This window comes from Streptomyces sp. NPDC091376, from assembly GCF_044757085.1.
Lineage (GTDB): Bacteria > Actinomycetota > Actinomycetes > Streptomycetales > Streptomycetaceae > Streptomyces > Streptomyces pratisoli.
Genome location: NZ_JBIVUF010000002.1, coordinates 1 through 20,947, shown reverse-complemented (window position 1 = coordinate 20,947; position 20,947 = coordinate 1). Strand labels below are relative to the sequence as shown.

17 protein-coding genes are annotated in these 20,947 nt (G+C 71.9%); 12 read left to right on the top strand and 5 right to left on the bottom strand.

Annotated features, from left to right (window positions below):
• Positions 1–656: 656 nt before the first annotated feature.
• Positions 657–1,475, top strand: coding sequence for a hypothetical protein (locus ACIQMR_RS04280; protein WP_401382731.1), 819 nt, complete (start codon positions 657–659; stop codon positions 1,473–1,475).
• 208 nt (positions 1,476–1,683) lie between these two features.
• Here ACIQMR_RS04280 and disA read toward each other — a convergent pair whose 3' ends face one another.
• Both disA and radA read right to left on the bottom strand, forming a co-directional pair.
• Positions 1,684–2,817: a DNA integrity scanning diadenylate cyclase DisA gene (gene disA, locus ACIQMR_RS04275; protein ID WP_266381223.1), complete on the bottom strand. Its 1,134-nt coding sequence runs from the start codon at positions 2,815–2,817 to the stop codon at positions 1,684–1,686.
• A gap of 113 nt (positions 2,818–2,930) precedes the next feature.
• On the bottom strand, positions 2,931–4,340 hold the full coding sequence (gene radA, locus ACIQMR_RS04270) for a DNA repair protein RadA (RefSeq protein ID WP_401382729.1): 1,410 nt from the start codon (positions 4,338–4,340) through the stop codon (positions 2,931–2,933).
• Between the two features lie 223 nt (positions 4,341–4,563).
• On the opposite strand from radA, the gene ACIQMR_RS04265 reads away from it, so the two are divergent.
• Positions 4,564–6,357, top strand: a complete 1,794-nt coding sequence (locus ACIQMR_RS04265) for a hypothetical protein (RefSeq protein WP_401384040.1) — start codon at positions 4,564–4,566, stop codon at positions 6,355–6,357.
• Between the two features lie 81 nt (positions 6,358–6,438).
• On the opposite strand, the gene ACIQMR_RS04260 is transcribed toward ACIQMR_RS04265, so the two are convergent.
• Entirely contained in the window at positions 6,439–7,191 is a 753-nt protein-coding gene (locus ACIQMR_RS04260) for a hypothetical protein (RefSeq protein WP_401384039.1), read from the bottom strand.
• 238 nt (positions 7,192–7,429) lie between these two features.
• Between ACIQMR_RS04260 and ACIQMR_RS04255 the strand changes: the two genes are divergently transcribed.
• From ACIQMR_RS04255 to ilvD, 4 genes are all read left to right on the top strand, one after another.
• Entirely contained in the window at positions 7,430–8,362 is a 933-nt protein-coding gene (locus tag ACIQMR_RS04255; RefSeq protein ID WP_401382726.1) for a Ppx/GppA family phosphatase, read from the top strand.
• Between the two features lie 23 nt (positions 8,363–8,385).
• Complete coding sequence (locus ACIQMR_RS04250) at positions 8,386–9,312, top strand: sugar phosphate isomerase/epimerase family protein (protein ID WP_401382725.1); 927 nt, start codon at positions 8,386–8,388, stop codon at positions 9,310–9,312.
• Positions 9,309–9,920 (top strand): TetR family transcriptional regulator, encoded by a 612-nt coding sequence (locus ACIQMR_RS04245; RefSeq protein WP_401382723.1) that lies wholly within the window; start codon positions 9,309–9,311, stop codon positions 9,918–9,920. The genes ACIQMR_RS04250 and ACIQMR_RS04245 overlap by 4 nt, the downstream gene beginning before the upstream one ends.
• A 187-nt stretch (positions 9,921–10,107) precedes the next feature.
• Complete coding sequence (gene ilvD, locus ACIQMR_RS04240) at positions 10,108–11,958, top strand: dihydroxy-acid dehydratase (RefSeq protein ID WP_340370011.1); 1,851 nt, start codon at positions 10,108–10,110, stop codon at positions 11,956–11,958.
• Between the two features lie 30 nt (positions 11,959–11,988).
• Here ilvD and ACIQMR_RS04235 read toward each other — a convergent pair whose 3' ends face one another.
• Positions 11,989–14,229 (bottom strand): PQQ-binding-like beta-propeller repeat protein, encoded by a 2,241-nt coding sequence (locus ACIQMR_RS04235; protein WP_401382721.1) that lies wholly within the window; start codon positions 14,227–14,229, stop codon positions 11,989–11,991.
• A gap of 125 nt (positions 14,230–14,354) precedes the next feature.
• Between ACIQMR_RS04235 and ACIQMR_RS04230 the strand changes: the two genes are divergently transcribed.
• The 6 genes from ACIQMR_RS04230 (at position 14,355) to proC (ending at position 19,172) form a co-directional block, all read left to right on the top strand.
• The gene (locus ACIQMR_RS04230; RefSeq protein ID WP_401382720.1) at positions 14,355–14,744 is read left to right on the top strand and encodes a hypothetical protein; all 390 of its coding nucleotides are present in this window, start codon (positions 14,355–14,357) and stop codon (positions 14,742–14,744) included.
• A 56-nt stretch (positions 14,745–14,800) separates the two neighbouring features.
• Complete coding sequence (locus ACIQMR_RS04225; RefSeq protein WP_401382717.1) at positions 14,801–15,406, top strand: hypothetical protein; 606 nt, start codon at positions 14,801–14,803, stop codon at positions 15,404–15,406.
• A gap of 25 nt (positions 15,407–15,431) precedes the next feature.
• On the top strand, positions 15,432–16,280 hold the full coding sequence (locus ACIQMR_RS04220) for a class I SAM-dependent methyltransferase (protein WP_401382716.1): 849 nt from the start codon (positions 15,432–15,434) through the stop codon (positions 16,278–16,280).
• 451 nt (positions 16,281–16,731) lie between these two features.
• Positions 16,732–17,514 (top strand): ABC transporter ATP-binding protein, encoded by a 783-nt coding sequence (locus ACIQMR_RS04215; RefSeq protein ID WP_401382714.1) that lies wholly within the window; start codon positions 16,732–16,734, stop codon positions 17,512–17,514.
• A complete protein-coding gene (locus ACIQMR_RS04210) occupies positions 17,511–18,248 on the top strand; it encodes an ABC transporter permease (protein WP_401382711.1) in 738 nt (245 codons plus the stop codon). The genes ACIQMR_RS04215 and ACIQMR_RS04210 overlap by 4 nt, the downstream gene beginning before the upstream one ends.
• 114 nt (positions 18,249–18,362) lie before the next feature.
• On the top strand, positions 18,363–19,172 hold the full coding sequence (proC, locus tag ACIQMR_RS04205) for a pyrroline-5-carboxylate reductase (RefSeq protein WP_401382709.1): 810 nt from the start codon (positions 18,363–18,365) through the stop codon (positions 19,170–19,172).
• Positions 19,173–19,448: 276 nt separating this feature from the next.
• On the opposite strand, the gene trpS is transcribed toward proC, so the two are convergent.
• A complete protein-coding gene (trpS, locus tag ACIQMR_RS04200; RefSeq protein WP_401382707.1) occupies positions 19,449–20,447 on the bottom strand; it encodes a tryptophan--tRNA ligase in 999 nt (332 codons plus the stop codon).
• Positions 20,448–20,947 lie beyond the last annotated feature (500 nt).

Here is a 20,947-nt window from a genome sequence, read left to right as displayed (position 1 = left end):
CGGGCGGGGGCAGGGCCGGGCGTGGCTTCCTGCTCGGGCCCAGTCCCGGACCGGTGGCGCAAGCCAGGGCCGGGACCCACGTCGGGGCGCATTCGCGGCCCGAGTCGGAGCCCTGGCCGGCGAGGCGAGGCGCCGGAGCCGATCGTCCGGCGCGCACGTTCGTGATCAGGGAGCCGCCGGCCGGGTCGGCACCCGTACCGGGTCGGCACCCGTACCGGGTCGGCACCCGTACCGGGGTCGGCGCCCGTACCGGGGTCGGCGCCTGTACCCGGGTCGGCGCCCGTACCCGGGTCGGCGCGCGTGCGAACAGCACCGGGACGGCCGCGCCCGGCAGCGGACCCACGGCCACGTCGTACGAGCACGAGTGCGAAGGCAGCCGCGCCGGCGGTCGTCGAGTGGTCGCTGGGCGGGCTGCCGGGTGCCCGCGCGTCCCATCCGCCGGAGAGGCCGGAGAGATCGCTGTTCATGACCGGGGGCCGCACTCATCCGTCCCCGGTTCCACCCGCGGCCGACGGCCACCACCCCGGCTCTCGTCGGGGGGCGGCGCTCCTCAAGGTGCCCGAAAACAGGAGCACATGATGATGATCAGTACATTCGGGAACCATGAGCGGCGGGTGGGGCGGGAGTTGTGCTGGTTCTCTCGTACAGTTCGGTACGTGGGATCTCTGCGCAATCCGGTCGGGCCGCTTCCCTCCTCCATCTACTGGCGACGGAGGGCGGTCGCGCTGGTGCTGCTCGCCCTCCTCGTGCTGCTGATCGCATGGGCGGTCAGGTTCGGTGACACCGGCGGGAAGACGGGCGACGACGGCAAGCCGGGCGGCGCGAACCCCGCGCCCTCCATCACGCCGGGGCCCAGCGGCTCGGGCCCCGCGATCAGTGAACAGCCGGGCGGGCGCGACGAGTCGGGAGATTCCGGCGACAGCGACGGCACGGGCGGCGACGACGCCGGTACGGGTACGGACGCGGGCGGCACCGAAGGCGGCAAGAACGGCGACCCGGGCGCGAGCGGTGCGGCGAGCGACGGCGGTACGGGCGCGGCCGAGCAGGTTCCGGCGGGCTCCTCGCTGCCCGTCTGCGCCCCGGGTGCGGTCGAGTTGACGGTGCGCAGCGTGAAGCCCGCGTACGGTCCGGGCCAGAACCCGCGGTTCGAACTCGCCGCGCACAACGCCTCGTCCGTCGCCTGCAAGGCGGACTTCGGCCCGAAGGCGGCCGTGCTGACGGTGTCGGCAATCACCGACGGCAAGAACGAGAAGGCGTGGTCCTCCAAGGACTGCCCGAGTGCCGGCGGCACGCTGTTCCTGAAGGTCCCGGCGGGCCGGACCGTGACCCACTCCGTGGACTGGGACCGCCGCAGGAGCAGTCCGCAGTGCGCGACTCCGCCGGCCGCTCCGGCGGCCCCGGGCTCGTATCTGCTGGAGGCCACGTTCCCCGGCACGTCGGTGGCCCCGGCGTCGTTCCGCCTGGAGAGGGACTAGGGACCAGGGACCAGGGACCTTCGGGCCGGGCCCGAGTGGCCTGTCCAGCCTTGGTCCGGTCGCACTTCGGGCCCGGACATCGGCATCGTCCGTGCGGTGCCGGACGGTCGGTCCGGTACGTCCGGCACCCGACGGCCGGCCTCGGACGCCGGACCCTCGGCAGTCCGAGCTCTGACCTCCGACGTCGGACCTCCGACGTCCGACGTCGTCAGACGTAACGCTCCAGGATTGACGATTCCGCAAGGCGCGACAGCCCCTCGCGGACGCTGCGGGCCCGCGCCTCGCCCACGCCGTCGACCGTCTGGAGGTCGTCGACGCTGGCGGCGAGGAGCTTCTGCAGACCGCCGAAGTGCTCCACGAGGCGCTCGATGATCGCTCCGGGCAGACGGGGCACCTTCGCCAGCAGCCGGTAACCGCGCGGGGAGACCGCGGAGTCGAGCGTCTCCGGCGAGCCGCTGTATCCCAAGGCGCGGGCCACGATGGGCAGTTCCAGCAGCTCGGCGTGCGTCAGGTCGTTCAGCTCGGTGAGTGCCTCGTCCACCGTACGGGACCGCTTCGCGGTCGGTTCCGGGACGTAGTCGCGGATGACGAGTCCGCGCTCGGGCTCGACCCCGGCGATCAACTCGTCGAGCTGGAGGGCGAGAAGCCGCCCGTCGGTGCCCAGCTCCACCACGTACTCCGCGATCTCCGTGGCGATGCGGCGCACCATCTCCAGGCGCTGCGCGACCGCCGTGACATCGCGGACCGTCACCAGGTCCTCGATCTCCAGCGCGGAGAGCGTACCGGCGACCTCGTCCAGCCGGAGCTTGTAGCGCTCCAGCGTGGCCAGCGCCTGGTTCGCCCGGGACAGGATCGCCGCGGACTCCTCCAGGACGCGCCGCTCGCCGTCCACGTACAGGGCGATGAGCCGCATCGACTGTGAGACGGAGACGACGGGGAAGCCGCACTGCTTGGAGACACGGTCCGCGGTCCGGTGCCGGGTGCCGGTCTCCTCGGTCGGGATGGACGCGTCCGGGACCAGCTGTACGCCCGCCCGGTGGATCTTGGTGATGTCCTTGTCGAGGATCAGCGCACCATCGAGCTTGCACAGCTCGCGCAGTCGCGTCGCCGTGAACTCCACGTCCAGCACGAAGCCGCCCGTGCACATGGATTCGACCGATTTGTCCATTCCCAGGACGATCAGACCGCCCGTGCTGCCCCGAAGAATGCGCTCCAGGCCGTCACGCAGGGCGGTGCCCGGGGCGACCGCACTGAGCGAGGCGCGCATGAGCGCTTCCGTGCCGGATCCCCCGGGGCCTCCGCCTGACTTTCCGGGTGCTGAGCCCCGGTCGTTGGCTGCCACTGCACTCCTCCGGCTCGTACGGACGGGCGAGACCAGGGCAAAGTCTAGCGACCCCGGCCAGGCCCGGGCGGCGTCGCGGGCCGATGACCATCGCCCCGGCGCGGCCCGGTCGGCTAGCGGCGGACTTCCTCACCCCGTGGGGCCTCGGCCCTGCGCCCCCGTGGGAGCACCCGCAATGCGTCCCCGATGTCGGCGACTTCCGTGACCTTCATACCAGGCGGGACCTTGCCCGGATCGGACGGGACCAGGGCGTGCGTGAAGCCCAGACGGTGTGCCTCGGCCAGCCGGCGCTGGACGCCCGTGACCCGTCTCACCTCGCCGGCGAGGCCCACCTCGCCGATCGCCACCAGGTTCTTCGGGAGCGGGGTGTCACTGGCGGCGGACGCCAGCGCGAGCGCGATCGCGAGGTCCGCCGCGGGCTCGGAGAGCTTCACCCCGCCGACCGTCGCGCTGTAGATGTCCCGCTTGCCCAGGGCGCTGATCCGGCCCCGCTGCTCCAGCACGGCCAGCATCATCGACACCCGGGAGGTCTCCAGGCCCGAGGTCGTGCGCCGGGGGGAGGGGATCTGCGAGTCGACGGTCAGCGCCTGCACCTCGGCGACCAGCGGACGGCGGCCCTCCAGCGTCACCGTCAGGCAGGTGCCAGGGACGGGCTCGGCACGCCGGGTGAGGAACAGGCCGCTGGGGTCGGTGAGCCCGGTGATGCCCTCGTCGTGCAGCTCGAAACAGCCGACCTCGTCCGTCGCTCCGTAACGGTTCTTGACGCCCCGCACGAGCCGCAGCCGGGCATGCCGGTCGCCCTCGAAGTGCAGCACGACATCGACGAGATGCTCCAGCAGCCGCGGGCCCGCGATCGCGCCGTCCTTGGTGACGTGGCCCACCAGCAGCGTGGACATGCCGCGCTCCTTGGAGGCGCGGATCAGCGCGCCCGCGACCTCCCGGACCTGGGCCATCCCGCCGGGCGCCCCGTCGATCTCCGGGGAGGCCACGGTCTGGACGGAGTCCAGGACCAGCAGCGAGGGTTTGACCGCGTCGAGATGGCCGAGGACCGCGGACAGATCGGTCTCGGCGGCGAGATACAGATGGTCGTTCAGCGCGTTGATCCGGTCGGCGCGCAGCCGGACCTGGCTCGCGGACTCCTCGCCCGTGACGTACAGCGTGCGGTGGTCGTCGCTCGCCGCCTTCGCCGCCACGTCCAGCAGCAGCGTGGACTTGCCGACGCCCGGCTCGCCCGCGAGCAGCACGACCGCGCCCGGCACCAGCCCACCGCCGAGCACCCGGTCCAGCTCGGCGACACCGGTCGTACGGGCGGTGGCCTGCCGGCCGTCGACCTGGCCGATGGGCAGCGCTGCGTTGGTGACGCGACCGACGGCGGTCGTACGGACGGCGGGCGCCCCGTACTCCTCGACCGTGCCCCAGGCCTGGCACTCGGGGCAGCGGCCGAGCCATTTGGCGGTCGTCCAGCCGCATTCGGTGCAGCGGTAGGACGGCCTGTCCTTGGCGGTTTTCGTACGGGCAGCCATGCGGAAACCGTAGCGGCAGGCACTGACAAGACGGTCACGGGTGCCTGGCGGGACGCCCGCACATGCGTGGCGCATAGACCAGGGTGGTAAGCACAGTCACCCGCGCACGGGCAAATGCTCTTGATCTCTTTCGAGGGATACGTTCACCCGTAAGGATTAAATGTGCTCAAGTGCCGCGAAGGGTGTGCCATCCGCTGCCTACGGTCGCCGGGTGATGAGCAGCATGCCGGAGCACCCAGCGCACACCACCGGCGCACACCGGGCACAGCGCCGTGCACCTCGGGCGACCCTCGGGCAGACCCCGCCCGCGCGTTACGAGGCCCATCTGGACGGGCTGTTCACGTACTGCCTGTCCGTCCTCTGCGACCACGACGCCGCCACGGCCGTTCTCGGTGAGGTCCTGGCCATCGCCGAGCGACAGCACGGGCGCCGTCCCGGCGATGAGGAGCGGCAGAAGGCCTGGCTGTACGCACTCGCCCGCTGGGCCTGTCTGCGCGCGCTCAGCGAGCAGCGCAGTCGCAGGCGTCAGACCGGGGGCGCGCACAGCGGCCGCCCGGGGACGCCTCACGGCCGGGCGGGAGCGCACACCGCCCCGTCGGCGGCAGGAGCGGAAGAGGCCGCGCCCCCGGTGTCCGCCGAGGCCGCGGAGCGGTACCGCGCGGAGCTCGCCAGGCTCGCCTGGCCCGAGGCCGCCGGCACCACCCCCGAACAGCGCGAGGCGCTGGAGCTCGCGGTCCGGCACCAGCTCGGCCCGGCCGAGGTCGCGGCCGTCCTGGGGATGGAGCCGCTCACCGCGCGTGAGCTGCTCTCCTCCGCCGCCTGCGAGGTGGAGCGCACCCGCGCGGCGCTCGCCGTCGTCGAGACCGGCAACTGCCCCGCCGTCGCCCGACTCACCGGCGACCACCAGGTGCTGCTCTCCGCGACGCTCCGCCGCGAGCTCGTCCGGCACGTCGACGACTGCCCGCGCTGCCGTCGCGCCGCCGAGCGGGCGGGCGCGTCGGGCCCCTGGCCCGGCTCGACCGTCAGTCCCGCGGCACTGCCGCTGGTCGCGGCGCCGCGCTCGGAGGCGTACGTGGCGATGCTGCGGGTCCCGCGGTCCCGTACCGCGGAGCCCCGCTTCGGGCGCGACGGCTTCCCCATGGATCCGAAGGACCACGCGGCCCGGCGTGGGCGACTGCGGGCCCGCGCGGTCACCACCACCGTGGTCGCGACCGTTGTCGCCGCACCCGTGCTCGCGCTCTGGGCGGCGTACCGGGGCGCCCCGCCGATCGGCGAGGCGCGCGACGGCTCCACGTTCTCCGCGAGCGAGGCGGACGAGACACAGAGCCTGGACGGCGCCCCCTACGACCACTACGAGAACGCGGGGAACGCACGCCAGGAGTCCGACCCCCGCTTCGGCGTCGGCGGCCTTCCGAGCCCCGGGGCCGGCGGAGTCACCGTCGAGGTCATCAGCGCCGGCCTCCCGCCGGGCTCCCCGTCCGCCGCCGGCCACGGCCCCGGCCGCCTCACCGTCGAGGCGCAGCCCTACGGCGACTCCACGATGATCAGCCTCACGGCCTCGGGCGGCGCCCCCGTCTCCTGGTCCCTGTGGACGGACGCGCCCTGGCTCTACGCCAGTCGCACCGCCGGCACGCTGAGCCCCGGGGAGTCGGTCACCGTGTACATCCATGTGAACCACGCCGCGGAACCGGACGGTCCGTGGAGCGCCCGGGTCGGCATCGACCCTGCCGGAACGGTCCTGCGGATCCAGGGCGACGGGACGCCGCAGACCCCGCCGCCCTCGGAACCCCCGCCGTCGTCCGAGCCGCCGCCTTCCTCTGAGCCGCCGCCGTCGTCGGAACCCCCGCCGTCGTCCGAGCCGCCGCCTTCCTCCGAGCCTCCGCCGTCCTCGGAACCGCCCCCGTCCTCGACGGAGCCGCCCTCGTCCTCGGAGCCTCCGCCGCCCACGGACCCGCCCCCGTCCTCGACGGATCCGTCCGCGACCTCACTGAGCGAGGCCCCGGCGCCGCCCGGCTGACGAAGCGTTTCTCCCCACGGCCGCCGCTCGCCGGTCCCCGGTCGCCCGCCGCGCGGGCCCGGCCGGCGGTTACGGGGGCGGCTAGGTCTTGTCAGACCCGGCCTGGGCCGGGTCCGCCGGGTGCGGAGCGACCAGCGGAAGCTGCGAGGCCAGCCGCGCCTCGCACAGCTCCACCAGCACGTCGTACGCCGCCTTGCCCATCAGCTCCGTCAGCTCGGGCCGGTAGGTCACGTACACCGGCTCGCCCGCGCCGTGCGCCGAGGTCGCCGAAGTGCACCACCAGTGCAGGTCATGACCTCCGGGGCCCCAGCCCCTGCGGTCGTACTCGCCGATCGAGACCTGGAGCACGCGCGTCTCGTCCGGCCGCTCGATCCAGTCGTACGTACGGCGGACCGGCAGCTGCCAGCACACGTCCGGCTTGGTCTCCAGCGGCTCGCGGCCCTCCTTCAGGGCCAGGATGTGCAGCGAGCAGCCCGCGCCGCCCGGGAAGCCCGGCCGGTTCTGGAAGATGCAGGAGCCGTCCCAGCGCCGGGTCTGGCGTTCCCCGTCCTCGTCGAGTTCGACCCACCCCGACTCCTTGCCGACCTCATGGAACTGCCACAGCTCGGGCGTCAGGCGCGCCACATGCCCGGCGACCCGCTCCTCGTCCTCCTCGTCGGAGAAGTGCGCCCCGAGCGTGCAGCAGCCGTCGTCCGCACGGCCGGCCTGGATGCCCTGGCAGCCACTGCCGAAGATGCAGGTCCAGCGCGAGGTCAGCCAGGTCAGATCACAGCGGAAGAGCTGTTCGTCGTCGGCGGGGTCCGGGAACTCGACCCACGCACGGGGAAAGTCCAGCCCCTTCTCGTCGGGTTCGGCGCGCGAGGCGCGCGCGGACCCCCGAGACGACCGAGCGTCGCGAGACGACCGAGCGTCCCGAGAGGGCTGAGCCTCCCGAGAGGGCTGAGCGTCCGCAGCGGTCTGAGGGGGCGGAGAGCTGACATCCGGCTTCGTCGGCTTGGCTTTGTCCTGCTTCGCCTTTTTCGTCTTTGGCACGAGTCAAGCGTATGCGCGTCACCGCAGTAGCGTTCCGTACATGAGACTCGGAGTCCTCGACGTCGGTTCGAACACAGTGCACCTGCTGGTGGTGGACGCACACCCCGGAGCCCGGCCGCTGCCCGCCCATTCCCACAAGGCGGAGCTGCGCCTCGCCGAACTGCTCGACGAGAAGGGAGCGATCGGCGTCGACGGCGTCGACCGGCTGATCGCGACCCTCGACGATGCCGTGCAGGCCGCCGAGGACAAGGGCTGCGAGGACGTCCTCCCCTTCGCGACCTCCGCGATCCGCGAGGCCGCCAACGCCGACGACGTACTGGCCCGGGTCAAGGCCGTCACCGGAATCGACCTCCAGGTCCTCACCGGCGAGGAGGAGGCCCGTCTCACCTTCCTGGCCGCCCGCCGCTGGTTCGGCTGGTCGGCCGGGAAGCTGCTCGTCCTGGACATCGGCGGCGGTTCGCTGGAGATCGCGTACGGCATCGACGAGGACCCGGACATCGCCGTCAGCCTGCCCCTCGGTGCCGGGCGGCTGACCGCCGCGATGCTGCCGGGCGACCCGCCGGGCCCGGAGGACGTACGGGCGCTGCGCCGCCACGTACGGGCGCAGATCGCCCGTACGGTCGGTGAGTTCAACCGTTCGGGGCGCCCCGACCACATCGTCGCCACGTCCAAGACCTTCAAGCAGCTCGCCCGTATCGCGGGCGCCGCACGCTCCGCCGAGGGCCTGTACATACAGCGCGATCTGAGTCGTACGTCACTGGAGGAGTGGGTCCCCAAGCTCGCCGTGATGACCGCGGCGCAGCGCGCCACGCTGCCCGGAGTCTCCGAGGGCCGCTCCGCACAGCTGCTGGCAGGAGCCCTGGTCGCGGAGGCCGCGATGGACCTGTTCGGCGTCGACGAGCTGGAGATCTGCCCGTGGGCGCTGCGCGAGGGCGTCATCCTCCGGCGCCTGGACCACCTCCCCGGCCTCTGATGCGGGCCCGTAATCTGTCCCTCGTGGCAGAACCAGTGGTGCGCATCCCGGATGCGAAGGTCGCCCTGTCGACGGCCTCCGTCTATCCGGAGTCGACGGCGACGGCCTTCGAGATCGCCGCGCGCCTCGGTTACGACGGCATCGAGGTCATGGTCTGGACCGACCCCGTCAGCCAGGACATCGAGGCACTGCGCCGGCTCTCCGACTATCACGAGGTGCCCATCCTGGCCGTCCACGCGCCCTGTCTGCTGATCACCCAGCGTGTCTGGTCCACCGACCCCTGGGTGAAGCTGCAGCGTGCGCAGGCGGCCGCCGAGAAGCTCGGTGCGTCGACCGTCGTCGTCCACCCGCCGTTCCGCTGGCAGCGGCAGTACGCCCGCGACTTCGTCTCCGGCATCTGGCGGATGGCGAACGAGACGGACGTGCGTTTCGCGGTCGAGAACATGTACCCGTGGCGCTACCGCGACCGCGAGATGCTCGCGTACGCCCCCGACTGGGACGTCACCAAAGAGGACTACCGGCACTTCACGATCGACCTCTCGCACACGGCCACGTCCCGTACGGACACCCTGGCCATGGTCGACCGGATGGGCGACCGGCTCGGGCACGTGCACCTCGCGGACGGCAAGGGTTCGGCGAAGGACGAGCACCTGGTGCCGGGACGCGGTGACCAGCCGTGCGCGGAGCTGCTGGAGCACCTCGCGGGCACCGGGTTCGACGGCCATGTCGTCATCGAGGTCAACACCCGGCGGGCGATGTCCGCCGCGGAACGTGAGGCCGATCTCGCGGAAGCGCTGGCCTTCACCCGGCTGCACCTGGCGTCGGCGAACGCGTCGGCGCAGGGTGACGGGGGTGCCGACGGTCTCGACAGTGCCGGACGGGCCGGACGTGCCGGACGTGCCGGACGCGCCAAGGGCACCAGGGGTGCGGCGGGCGCGGGCGGATCATGACCGGCGCGGCACCCAGACGGCGCGGCCGCCCCGCCCGCAAGGAGGCGGACACCGGCCCCGGCGCCCGTGAGCGCATCCTCGAAGCGGCCCGTACGGAGTTCGCCGAGCGCGGCTACGACAAGACGTCCGTCCGGGGCATCGCCAAGGCGGCAGGCGTCGATCCCGCCCTCGTGCACCACTACTTCGGCACGAAGGACGAGGTCTTCGCCGCCGCGATCGAGGTGTCCTTCGAGCCGGCGTACGTCATCCCGGCCGTCCTGGGCGAGGGCACGGAAGGCATCGGGGAGCGGCTGGCCAGGTTCTTCATCGGGGTCTGGGAAAGTCCCGCGACACGCGCCCCGCTGCTCGCGATCATCCGCTCCGCGATGACGCACGAGGCGGCGGCGAAGGTGCTGCGCGGGTTCGTGCTGCGACGGCTGCTGGAGCGGGTGGCGGCGGAGCTGGACGTACCGGACCCGAAGTTCCGTGCCGAGATGGCCGCCTCGCACATGATCGGCATCGTGATCCTGCGTTACGTGATCCAGGTGGAGCCGCTGGCCTCGGCGGATCCTGAGGACATCGTGGGACTGGTCGCGCCGACGCTGCAGCGGTACCTCACGGAGGAGTGAGGCCGGCGGCGCCGCCGGGGCACGGTCGGCAGGAGGGGGAGAGCAGGTCCCGGAGCTGACCGAAAGGCTGACCGAAGGGTTGACCGAAAGGCGGACCTCCGTCCCGCATTCCGGACAAGAAGTCCAGATCTTGGAGCAGCGGCGTAGGCTCGACAACAGCCATATCTGCCTGAAGGAGCGAGCGACGATGCCCGAGCTGAGGTCCCGCACAGTCACCCACGGCCGCAACATGGCGGGCGCCCGTGCCCTTATGCGAGCCTCGGGCGTAGCGGGCGCGGACATCGGCAAGCCGATCATCGCGGTCGCCAACTCCTTCACCGAGTTCGTGCCCGGGCACACCCATCTCGCCCCGGTCGGCCGGATCGTCTCCGACGCGATCCTGGCGGCGGGCGCGGTGCCCCGTGAGTTCAACACGATCGCCGTCGACGACGGCATCGCGATGGGCCACAGCGGCATGCTGTACTCGCTGCCCTCCCGGGAACTGATCGCGGACTCCGTCGAGTACATGGTCGAGGCGCACTGCGCGGACGCGCTGATCTGCATCTCCAACTGCGACAAGATCACCCCCGGCATGCTGATGGCCGCCATGCGCCTCAACATCCCGGCGATCTTCGTCTCCGGCGGTCCGATGGAGGCCGGTCAGGCCACCCTCGTCGACGGCACCGTCCGCAAGCTCGACCTGATCAACGCCATCGTGGACGCGGTCAACGAGAACGTGTCGGACGAGGACGTCCTCCGTATCGAGGAGAACGCCTGCCCGACCTGCGGCTCCTGTTCCGGCATGTTCACCGCCAACTCCATGAACTGCCTCGCCGAGGCCATCGGCCTCGCGCTCCCCGGCAACGGCTCGGTCCTCGCCACCCACACCGCCCGCAAGGCGCTGTACGAGAACGCGGGCCGCACGATCGTCGAGATCACCAAGCGGTACTACGAGCAGGGCGACGAATCCGTCCTGCCCCGCAACATCGCCACCCGCGAGGCCTTCGAGAACGCCATGGCGCTCGACATCGCCATGGGCGGCTCGACCAACACCATCCTCCATCTGCTCGCCGCCGCCCAGGAGGCCGAGCTCGGCTACGACCTGACCGACATCGACGCCGTCTCGCGCCGTGTGCCGTGCCTGGCCAAGGTCGCGCCGAACGTCGCCCCCGGCGGCACGTACTACATGGAGGACGTCCACCGGGCCGGCGGCATCCCCGCGATCCTCGGCGAGCTCTACCGCGGCGGGCTGCTGAACGAGGACATCCACACCGTCCACTCGGCGTCGCTCGCCGAATGGCTCAAGACCTGGGACGTCCGCGGCGGATCGCCGTCCGCCGAGGCCGTCGAGCTGTGGCACGCGGCCCCCGGCTGCGTCCGCTCCGCCACCGCGTTCTCCCAGTCCGAGCGCTGGGAGTCCCTGGACGTCGACGCCGAGGGCGGCTGCATCCGCTCCGTCGAGCACGCCTACTCCAAGGACGGCGGTCTGGCCGTCCTCAAGGGCAACATCGCCGAGGACGGCTGTGTCGTGAAGACCGCCGGCGTCGACGAGTCGATCTGGACCTTCGAGGGTCCCGCCGTCGTCTGCGAGTCGCAGGACGAGGCGGTCGACAAGATCCTCTCCAAGGTGGTCAAGGAGGGCGACGTCGTCGTCATCCGCTACGAAGGCCCGCGCGGTGGCCCCGGTATGCAGGAGATGCTGTACCCGACGTCCTTCCTGAAGGGCCGCGGCCTGGGCAAGGCCTGTGCCCTCGTCACCGACGGGCGCTTCTCCGGCGGTACGTCGGGCCTGTCCATCGGCCACGCCTCCCCGGAGGCCGCGTCGGGCGGCACGATCGCCCTCGTCGAGGACGGCGACCGCATCCGTATCGACATCCCGAACCGCTCGATCGAGCTGCTCGTCGACGACGCCACGCTCGCCGCGCGCCGCGAGGCACTCGGCGGGGTCTACGCGCCGAAGAACCGCGAGCGCAAGGTGTCGGCGGCGTTGCGCGCGTACGCGGCCATGGCGACGAGCGCGGACAAGGGCGCCGTGCGGGACGTGTCACAGCTGGGCTGACGGCGGTCGCCGCCGCCCGGCACGCTCACCTCACCAGTGCGCCGGGGCGGTGGCCTCCAAGCCGAAGACGGAGCCGTCCGGCGCGGTCGCGAAGACCGTGCCGGAAGCGGCGACCGGCGCGGGCAGCATGGGCGCGAAGGTGTAACGACCGTCGTCCATACGGGGCTTCGTCTGGCCCAGCAGCGCCCCTCGTTCCGCGTCCACCGCCAGCAGCCTGCCGTCCGCCGCCGTCACATAGAGCCGTGCGCCGGAGACGACCGGACGGGACACCCGGGTCACCGACGTCTCCAGCCGCCAGAGCTGGGCGGTGCGGGCGTCCGTGCCCGGGCGGGTGTCGACGGCGAGCAACGCACCTCCCGACCCGGCCAGATAGACGGTGTCCCCGCGGACCGCCGCCTGCGCCTGGTCGACAGGTGTCTGCAGCGGTACCCGGCGCACCGAACGGTCCGTCAGGTCCAGGCGCACCACGGCGGACGTGTAGGCCTCGGCGTCGGCCGACAGCAGGAACAAGGCATCGCCCGAGACCCCCACGGGAGTGAGCCGGCCCTTCAGCCGCTTCTCCCACCGCACGGTCCCCGTGGCCGGATCGACGGCCGTGACCCGGCTGGTGCGGCCGTCGGCCGAGCCCGTGACGGCGAGTGCCGGGCCGTCGGCGCCGGGCGCGGACACCCACTGTGTGCCGGGGCCGCCGCGCCGTCCGGTCCAGCGTTCCTGCCCGGTCGCGCCGTCCAGGCCCCGTACCTTCCCGTCGTTCGCGACGAGCAGCACGGTGTCGCCCGCGTACGCGACCGAGGGGTACGAGGAGATGCCGGTGCTCCAGCGCACGCTGCCGTCGGCCGGATCGAGCGCCTCGAGCCGGCGGCCGCCGGCGCCGTCGGACGCGTTCACATGGACGAGCCCGCCGGACAGGGTCGGAGGCATGTCCACGTCGCTGTCGGCGGATTCGCCGGTGGCCTTGACCGACCAGGTGATGTCGCCGTCGGCAGGGTTCAGGCGGGCCGCCTTGAGCCCCGGAGCCGTACAGAACAGTGCCGCGTCCGTCGCGGCGTCCGCCGGGGCATTCGCCGGGGCGTGCGTGCAGACGGGGGTCCTGTTCTCGCCGCCGCCTTCCCGGAGCGGGACGGACCACGGGCGGAACGTCTCTGCGGTCCTGCTGTCCGGTGTGCTCGTGGGGGCCGTGTCCTTCAGAGCCGCGCGGAGGCCGAGGATCCCGCCCGTGACCAGCGCGGCGACCGCGACGGCGGCGGCAGCCCAGCGGACCCGCCGCTTCTGCGCCATGGACGCCTCGGACGCCTCGGACGCCTCGGACGTCTTGGGCGACTTGGACGTCTTGGACGGACGGGGGGACGGCGTCGCGACGGCCGGCGGCGTGGGAGGGGTGGCTGCGCCCGTGGGCCGCCGCTGTGCCGGTATGAACGGGGCTGTGTCCTCTGAGCCGGATCCTTGCGTCAACGGCCGCAGCGCGGCCATCAGTTCGTCGGGCGTCGGGCGTTCCGCGGGCGACTTCGCCAGACACCGCAGCAGCAGCGGGGCCAGTCCCTCGGGCACGCCCGCCAGGTCCGGCTCGTTGTGCACCACCTGGTAGGCCACGATGTACGGGCTGTCGGAGTCGAACGGTCCCCTGCCGGTGGCCGCGTGCACCAGCACCGCGCCCATCGCGAACACATCGGCCTCGGGGCCGACCTCGCGTGGACGTTGGAACTGCTCCGGCGCCATGAAGGGTGGCGTGCCGATCAACTTGCCCGTCTCCGTGCGGAGATCGCTGTCCGTGGGGCGTGAGATACCGAAGTCGATGACCTTCGGGCCGTCGTGCGCGAGGAGCACGTTGCTCGGTTTCAGATCGCGGTGCACGACACCGGCGCGGTGGATGTCACGCAGGCCCTCGGCGAGCCCAGCGCCTACCCGGGCCAGTTCTGCGGCGTCCAGCGGGCCGTTCCGCTTCACCCGCTCCGACAGCGTCGGGCCGTCGATGAACAGCGTGGCCATCCACGGCCGTTCCGCTTCGGGATCCGCGTCCACGACCGGTGCGGTGAAGGCGCCGCTGACCCTCCTGGCCGCGGCCACCTCCTGCCGGAACCGCGCTCTGAACTCGGGATCCGCCGCATACGCGGCGTGCACGACCTTGACCGCGAGACGCAACCCCGAGGCGGAGGTGGCGAGATGGACGACACCCATTCCGCCCGAGCCCAGGCACTCCTCCAGCCGGTAGCGCCCGGCGAATTCCGGATGCTCCGCTTCCGGGACCTGCCCGGCACTGCTCACCGGCGGCACGGCCCACCCCCGTTGTGTTTCGTCCGCAAGAGCGACTCACGGAGCCTAGTCGATGATGCGTACAGGGCCGTCGGGGGTTGCTAGCCTGCGCGGCGCAGAGTGCTCATCATCACGGGGGAGGGCCCATGGCCTTGGAAGAAGCCGAAGCGACCACGCCGACGACAGCGACCACGGCGACGACAGCGACCGAAGAGGTCGAAGCCGCCCAAGAGGCGGGAGCGAGCGAAGAGATCGAGGGGACCGCGGCGGCCGCCGAGTCGCTGGGGGTCAGGCGTTACCCGGTGGCTCCCGGTGTGCGGCTCAACGTCCGAGGCGGCCCCGGCACCTCGTACCGGCTCATCCGGGTCCTGACGTACGGGGTCAGCGTGCCGATCAACTGCCAGAAGCCCGGTGAGAGGGTCACCGGCCCGTACGGCACGTCGAACCTCTGGGACAACATCGCCAACGGCGAGTACGTCGCGGACGCGTACGTGAACACGGGCAGCGACGGATACGTCGCCGTGCGCTGCTCCTGACCCCGGGCCCCTGTCCCGCCCCGGGCGCCCGGGGCGGGACAGGGATAATCGGCTCCGTGAGCGAGAACCACGAAGCCACCCCGAACAGCGGCCGCGCCTCCGGTGCCGCAGCCGAAAGCGGCCCAGGCCCTGGCAGCGGGACCGCCGGCGGCACCGGAGGCGAGCCCGGCGCGCTCCGCACCGGCCCGCAGCCCGAGGAGATCCGGTTCTTCGGCACCACCTGGGTCGACCACGACGGCGGCTACGGCCTGCGCCGCGCCGGCGTCGCCGTGGGTTCGCTCGCCACGGCGGCCGCCGGGTGCCTCGTCCTCCGGTTCGCGTACCAGGGCCTGGAGACGGCCGAGACCGGCGGCTTCGTCAACGCGCTCGTGGTGGTCATGTTCGCGGTGTGCAGCGCCGTCGCCTTCCGCAAGACATGGGAGGGCTTCTCCCGGCGCCCGGCCGACCCGGCCCGGGACGAGTCGCTGCGCAGCCTGCGGATGATCGGCTTCATCGGTGCGCTGATCGCCTACTTCTTCCGCTCGCTGACCGAGGCGCCGGGGGAGAAGCTGCGGCGCGGCGAGTACGAGACGGCCCGCGCGCAGTACGAGAAGCGCCGCAGCACGCGCGCCGGCAACCCCGCGGCCCGGAAGAAGCCGAAGCGGAACACGAAGCGCAAGTAGCCATGCCCGCGTCATGATGAGGGGCATGACGCCTGCGCCCGCCCAGCAGCCTGCACCCGACTTCGAGTCCTTGCCTGATGCCGAGCGAGCACCGGACGGCCGGCCTGCGCCCGACGCCCTCAGCACAGCTCTCTCGTTCGACTCCGTCGCCGCCCAGTACGAAGCCGCCCGTCCCGGCTACCCTCCCGCGCTCTGCGACGCGGTCGAGGAGCTGACCGGCCGCCCGCTCAAGGGCTCACGCGTCGTCGACGTCGGCGCCGGTACGGGCATCGCCACCCGCCTGCTGCACGAGCGCGGCGCCCATGTCGTCGCCGTGGAGCCCGGCCCCGCCATGGCCGCAGTGCTGCGCCGCGCGCTCCCCGGCGTACCGCTGGTGCGGGCCGTGGGCGACGCGCTGCCGTTCGCCGCGGGCAGCGCCGACCTCGTCACATACGCCCAGGCCTGGCACTGGACCGACCCCGCGCGCTCGGTCCCGGAGGCCCTCCGTGTCCTCGCCCGCCCGCACGGTGCCCTCGCGCTCTGGTGGAACGTCCCGGACCCGGACGTCACCTGGACCAGGGAACAGGAGGCCCGGCTCGCCCGGCGTCTCCCCGGGTACCACGCCCACGGCGTCACCTACCAGGCCGCCGCAATCATCCGTGGCCTCGACCCCGACCTCGCGCCGGTCCACCGCCGGCTGCACTGGACGCGGCGCGTTCCTCTCGACCTCAATCTCGCCCACCTCGGCAGCCGCTCCTACTTCGCCGCGATCGGGCCCGAGGCCGCCGCCCCCGTCCTGGCCGACGAGCGTGCCCACCTCCTTGAGCGGTTCCCGGACGGGGTGGTGGAGGAGTCGTTCGCGGTGGACCTCACCGTCACCCTCGCCCGTTCCTGAACGCCTCGTCCCAAGCGGCCCGTGGCCGGGACCACGTTCGTACGATCCTGACGGCGCGGGGCGTACGGATCGCAGGGCCATCCCCTCGCGCACCCCGATGCCGTGGACGCGGACGAGGCCGTCCGGGCGGCCTCGCTGGTCCCGAACACCGACCTCGCCGCGGCGGCCGGTCTCTCATGCGAACCCTCCCGCCCTGCCGCGGTCCACAGCGCGCTGCGCTCGCTCTCGCATCCCGCGGGTGCCCACGCGACCTCGTCACGACGGCCTGATCCGGCCCGGCCACGCCGACGAACCCTCACCCCCGTCTTCTCGAGGAACAAGCTGTCCGTTCCACCGGCCGCCCGCTTCAGGTGGTTTCCGCGCAATCGTCCCGCGAGGCAGGGCGGATGGGCGCAGATCGCCCCCGGTCCGCACCTTGACGCCCATCCGACCCCGGTGGTTTATTCATCGCATGATGAATAAACCACCGGGGCAGGCGCCGACAGCGGCCGTCCACGCCCGCGCCCTCAGCGTCGTCCGCGGCACCCGACCCGTCCTGCGCAACCTCGAGTTCGACGTCCCACCCGGCCAGATCACCGGCCTCCTCGGCCCCTCCGGCTGCGGCAAGTCCACCCTGATGCGGGCCGTCGTCGGCACCCAGGCCAAGGTCACCGGCACCCTCGACGTCCTCGGCCGCCCCGCGGGCGACGCCTCCCTCCGCTCCCGTATCGGCTACGTCACCCAGGCCCCCTCCGTCTACGACGATCTGACCGTCCGCCAGAACCTGGACTACTTCGCCGCGATCCTCGACCCCGGCCGCGCCGCCACCGAGCGCCGCCGCCGGCACGTCACCCAGGCCATCGCCGACGTCGACCTGGCCGACCACGCCGACGCTCTCGCCGGACGCCTCTCCGGCGGCCAGCGCAGCCGGGTCTCCCTCGCCGTCGCCCTGCTCGGTACACCCGAACTGCTCGTCCTCGACGAACCCACCGTCGGCCTCGACCCGGTCCTCCGCCGCGACCTGTGGGACCTCTTCCACCGCATCGCCGCCGACCGGGGCACCACGATCCTCGTCTCCTCCCACGTCATGGACGAGGCCGAGCGATGCCATCGGCTGCTGCTCCTGCGCGACGGCGAACTCCTCGCCGACGACACCCCCGAAGCCCTCCGCCGCCGCAACGACACCGCAACCGTCGAAGAGGCCTTCCTCCACCTCGTCGACACGGCCAACGCCCTCCAGGAGACCGCCCGATGAACTCGGCCCGCACCCTCGCCACCGCCGCCCGCGTCCTGCGCCAGCTGCGGCACGACCCGCGCTCGATCGCCCTGATGCTCCTCGTGCCGTGCCTGATGCTGCTGCTCCTGCGCTACGTCTTCGACGGCAGCCCGCAGACCTTCGACGCCATCGGTGCCTCGCTCCTCGGCATCTTCCCGCTGATCACGATGTTCCTGATCACCTCCATCGCCACCCTGCGCGAGCGCACCTCCGGCACCCTCGAACGGCTGCTCGCGATGCCTCTCGGCAAGGCCGACCTGATCGCCGGGTACGCCGTCGCCTTCGGTCTCCTCGCCGTCATCCAGTCCGCCCTCGCCACCGGACTCGCGCTCTGGTTCCTCGGCCTGGACGTCATCGGCTCGGCCTGGCTGCTGCTCCTCGTCGCCCTGCTGGACGCCCTGCTCGGCACCGCACTCGGCCTGTTCGTCTCCGCCTTCGCCGCCTCCGAGTTCCAGGCCGTCCAGTTCATGCCGGCCGTGATCTTCCCGCAGCTCCTCCTCTGCGGCCTCTTCACCGCCCGGGACAACATGCAGCCCGTCCTCGAAGGCATCTCGAACGTCCTGCCCATGTCGTACGCCGTCGACGGCATGAACGAAGTCCTCCACCACACCGACGTCACCGCCGACTTCATCCGCGACGTCCTCGTCGTCGGCGCCTGCGCCCTCCTCGTCCTCTCGCTCGGCGCGGCCACGCTCCGCCGTCGCACCGCGTGACCGCCCATCGGACACCTCCGACGCTTCCACCTCACCGGTGCGAGGATGTTGCCGTACATGGATCACTCATCCACGTACCGCAATGAGCACATCCCCACCGGCGAGGTGACCCGCATGACCCAGACAGTCGCAGTCCTCGGCACCGGCAAGATCGGCGAGGCCCTGCTCAGCGGGATGATCAGGGCCGGCTGGCCCGCCTCCACTCTGCTGGTCACCGCCCGCCGCGCGGAACGCGCCGAGGAGCTCCGCACCCGCTACGGCGTCGAAGCCGTCACCAACGCCGACGCCGCCAAGCGCGCCGACATCCTCATCCTGGCCGTCAAGCCCCAGGACATGAACAAACTCCTCGACGAACTCGCCCCTCACATCTCCGCCGACCGTCTCGTCATCAGCGCCGCGGCCGGAATCACCACCTCCACCATCCAGGACCGTCTCGCTCCCAACACCCCCGTCGTCCGTGTCATGCCGAACACGCCCGTCCTCGTCGACGAAGGCATGTCCGTCATCTCCGCGGGCAGCCACGCCACCGCCGAACACCTGGCCCACACCGAGGAGATCTTCGGCGGCGTCGGCAAGACCCTCCGCGTCCCCGAGTCCCAGCAGGACGCCGCCACCGCGCTCTCCGGCTCCGGCCCGGCCTACTTCTACTTCCTCGTGGAAGCCATGACCGACGCCGGCATCCTCCTCGGCCTGCCCCGGTCCCAGGCCCACGACCTGATCGTCCAGGCCGCGATCGGCGCCGCCGTGATGCTCCGCGACTCCGGCGAGCACCCGGTCAAGCTCCGCGAAGCCGTCACCTCCCCGGCCGGCACCACCATCAGTGCCATTCGCGAGCTCGAGAACCACGGCGTCCGCGCCGCCCTCATCGCCGCCCTGGAAGCGGCCCGCGACCGAAGCCGCGAGCTCGCCTCCGGCAACGGCTGAGGCTCACCCGCCCGCGGCGGCGACCAGCGCCCGCGTCATCGCCACCGTGACGAACCCACCGTCGTGCAGCGACACGGCTGTGGTCCGCGCCGGCGCGTCGCGGCAGCTCGGAAACTCCTCGAACCCACAGATCACCCCACCTCAGATCACCCCATCCCTCAGATCACCTCATCCTTGAGACCGCGCGCCTTTCGGACTGCGGCAGCGAGGTGACCACAGGCCGGCACACCGTCGGCCACCTCGCCACAGCCCGCGCGACCACCGGGCAGCCTTCCGTCAGCCGGCCGGAAGCAGCCCGATCGCCCGATAGGCACGATCCACCAGAGGACGGGCCAAGCCCCGGGCCCTCGCGGCCCCCGCCCTCAGCACCTCATCCACATACGCCGGATCGGCCGCCAGCTCCGCGTGCCGCTCCCGCAACGGCCTCAGCAGCTCCACCACCGCTTCGGCCGTGTCCTTCTTGAGTGCGCCGTACGACTCATATACACCGGCCAAGGCTTCCGGGTTCCCGTTCTCACAGGCGGAAAGAATCTCCAGCAGGTTCGCCACCCCCGGACGGGCCTCCCGGTCGTGGACGACGTCCTGCCCGCTGTCCGTCACGGCCCGCATGATCTTGCGCCGGATGGTGTCCGCGTCGTCCAGCAGATAGACGACCCCGGCCCCGCCCTCCGCCGACTTCCCCATCTTCGACGTCGGGTCCTGGAGATCCATCACCCGAGCCGCCACCCGGGGATGCGTCGCCTTCGGCACGGTGAAGACATGGCCGTACCGCTGGTTGAACCGCACGGCCAGATCCCGGGTGAGCTCCACGTGCTGGGCCTGGTCGTCACCGACCGGGACCTCGTCGGTCGCGTACGCCAGGATGTCCGCGGCCATCAGCACGGGATACGTCAGGAGCGACAGCCGCACGGTCTCGCCGGCGGCCCGCGCCTGCGCACCCTTCTCCTTGTACTGGATCATGCGCCGCATCTCGCCGTCCGTGGCGGTGCACTCCAACAGGTACGAGAGCCGGGCGTGCTCGTCCACATGGCTCTGTACGAATACGGTGCACCGCTCGGGATCCAGCCCGGCAGCCAGCAACAGCGTCGCCGCCTGCCGACTGAGTCTCCGCACCCGTGCCGGATCGTGCTCGACGGTCAGGGCATGCAGATCCACGACGCTGAACAGCGCATCCGACCGGTGCTGATCCACCTCGGCCCACTGCCGCACGGCACCGAGGTAGTTCCCCAGCGTCAGATGCCCGGTCGGCTTGACCCCACTGAAGGTCCGCTTCATCCGTTCGTCTCCCTCTCCTGTCGGAGCCGCCGCGACCAGCGACCGGCCTCCCGGAGGGGGAAACACGAACGGCCGCCGAGAGCGGCGGCCGTTGGGTGCATGCATCAGTGCCGGCCGCCGTCAGGCGGCCCACCACTGAAGGAAGCATGCACGCGTAGTCATGAGTAGAGGCTACGCCCTCGGCCGCGGGTTGACACGCGAATCGTCGATCCGTAGTGTTCTCCGGGTTGTTCGACGTGAGCACCGACTCCGGTCGGCCCCGGACAGCCAATCCGCAAGATCCACAACAAGCGAGCGACTTGCTGTCGCCTCGCTTTCCGTGCGCTTTTGCGAAATGAGGAATCCGCGTTCGAACGGACGCGACCCGATTAGCGTCGGAGACCAGGATTCCGCTAAAGTCTCACTCGTCGGAACGGCCGAGCGGCCGGGAAGGCAACCCCCTCTGACTGGGAATCAGGCCCGAAAGGATCTGATAGAGTCGGAACCGCCGGAAAGGGAAA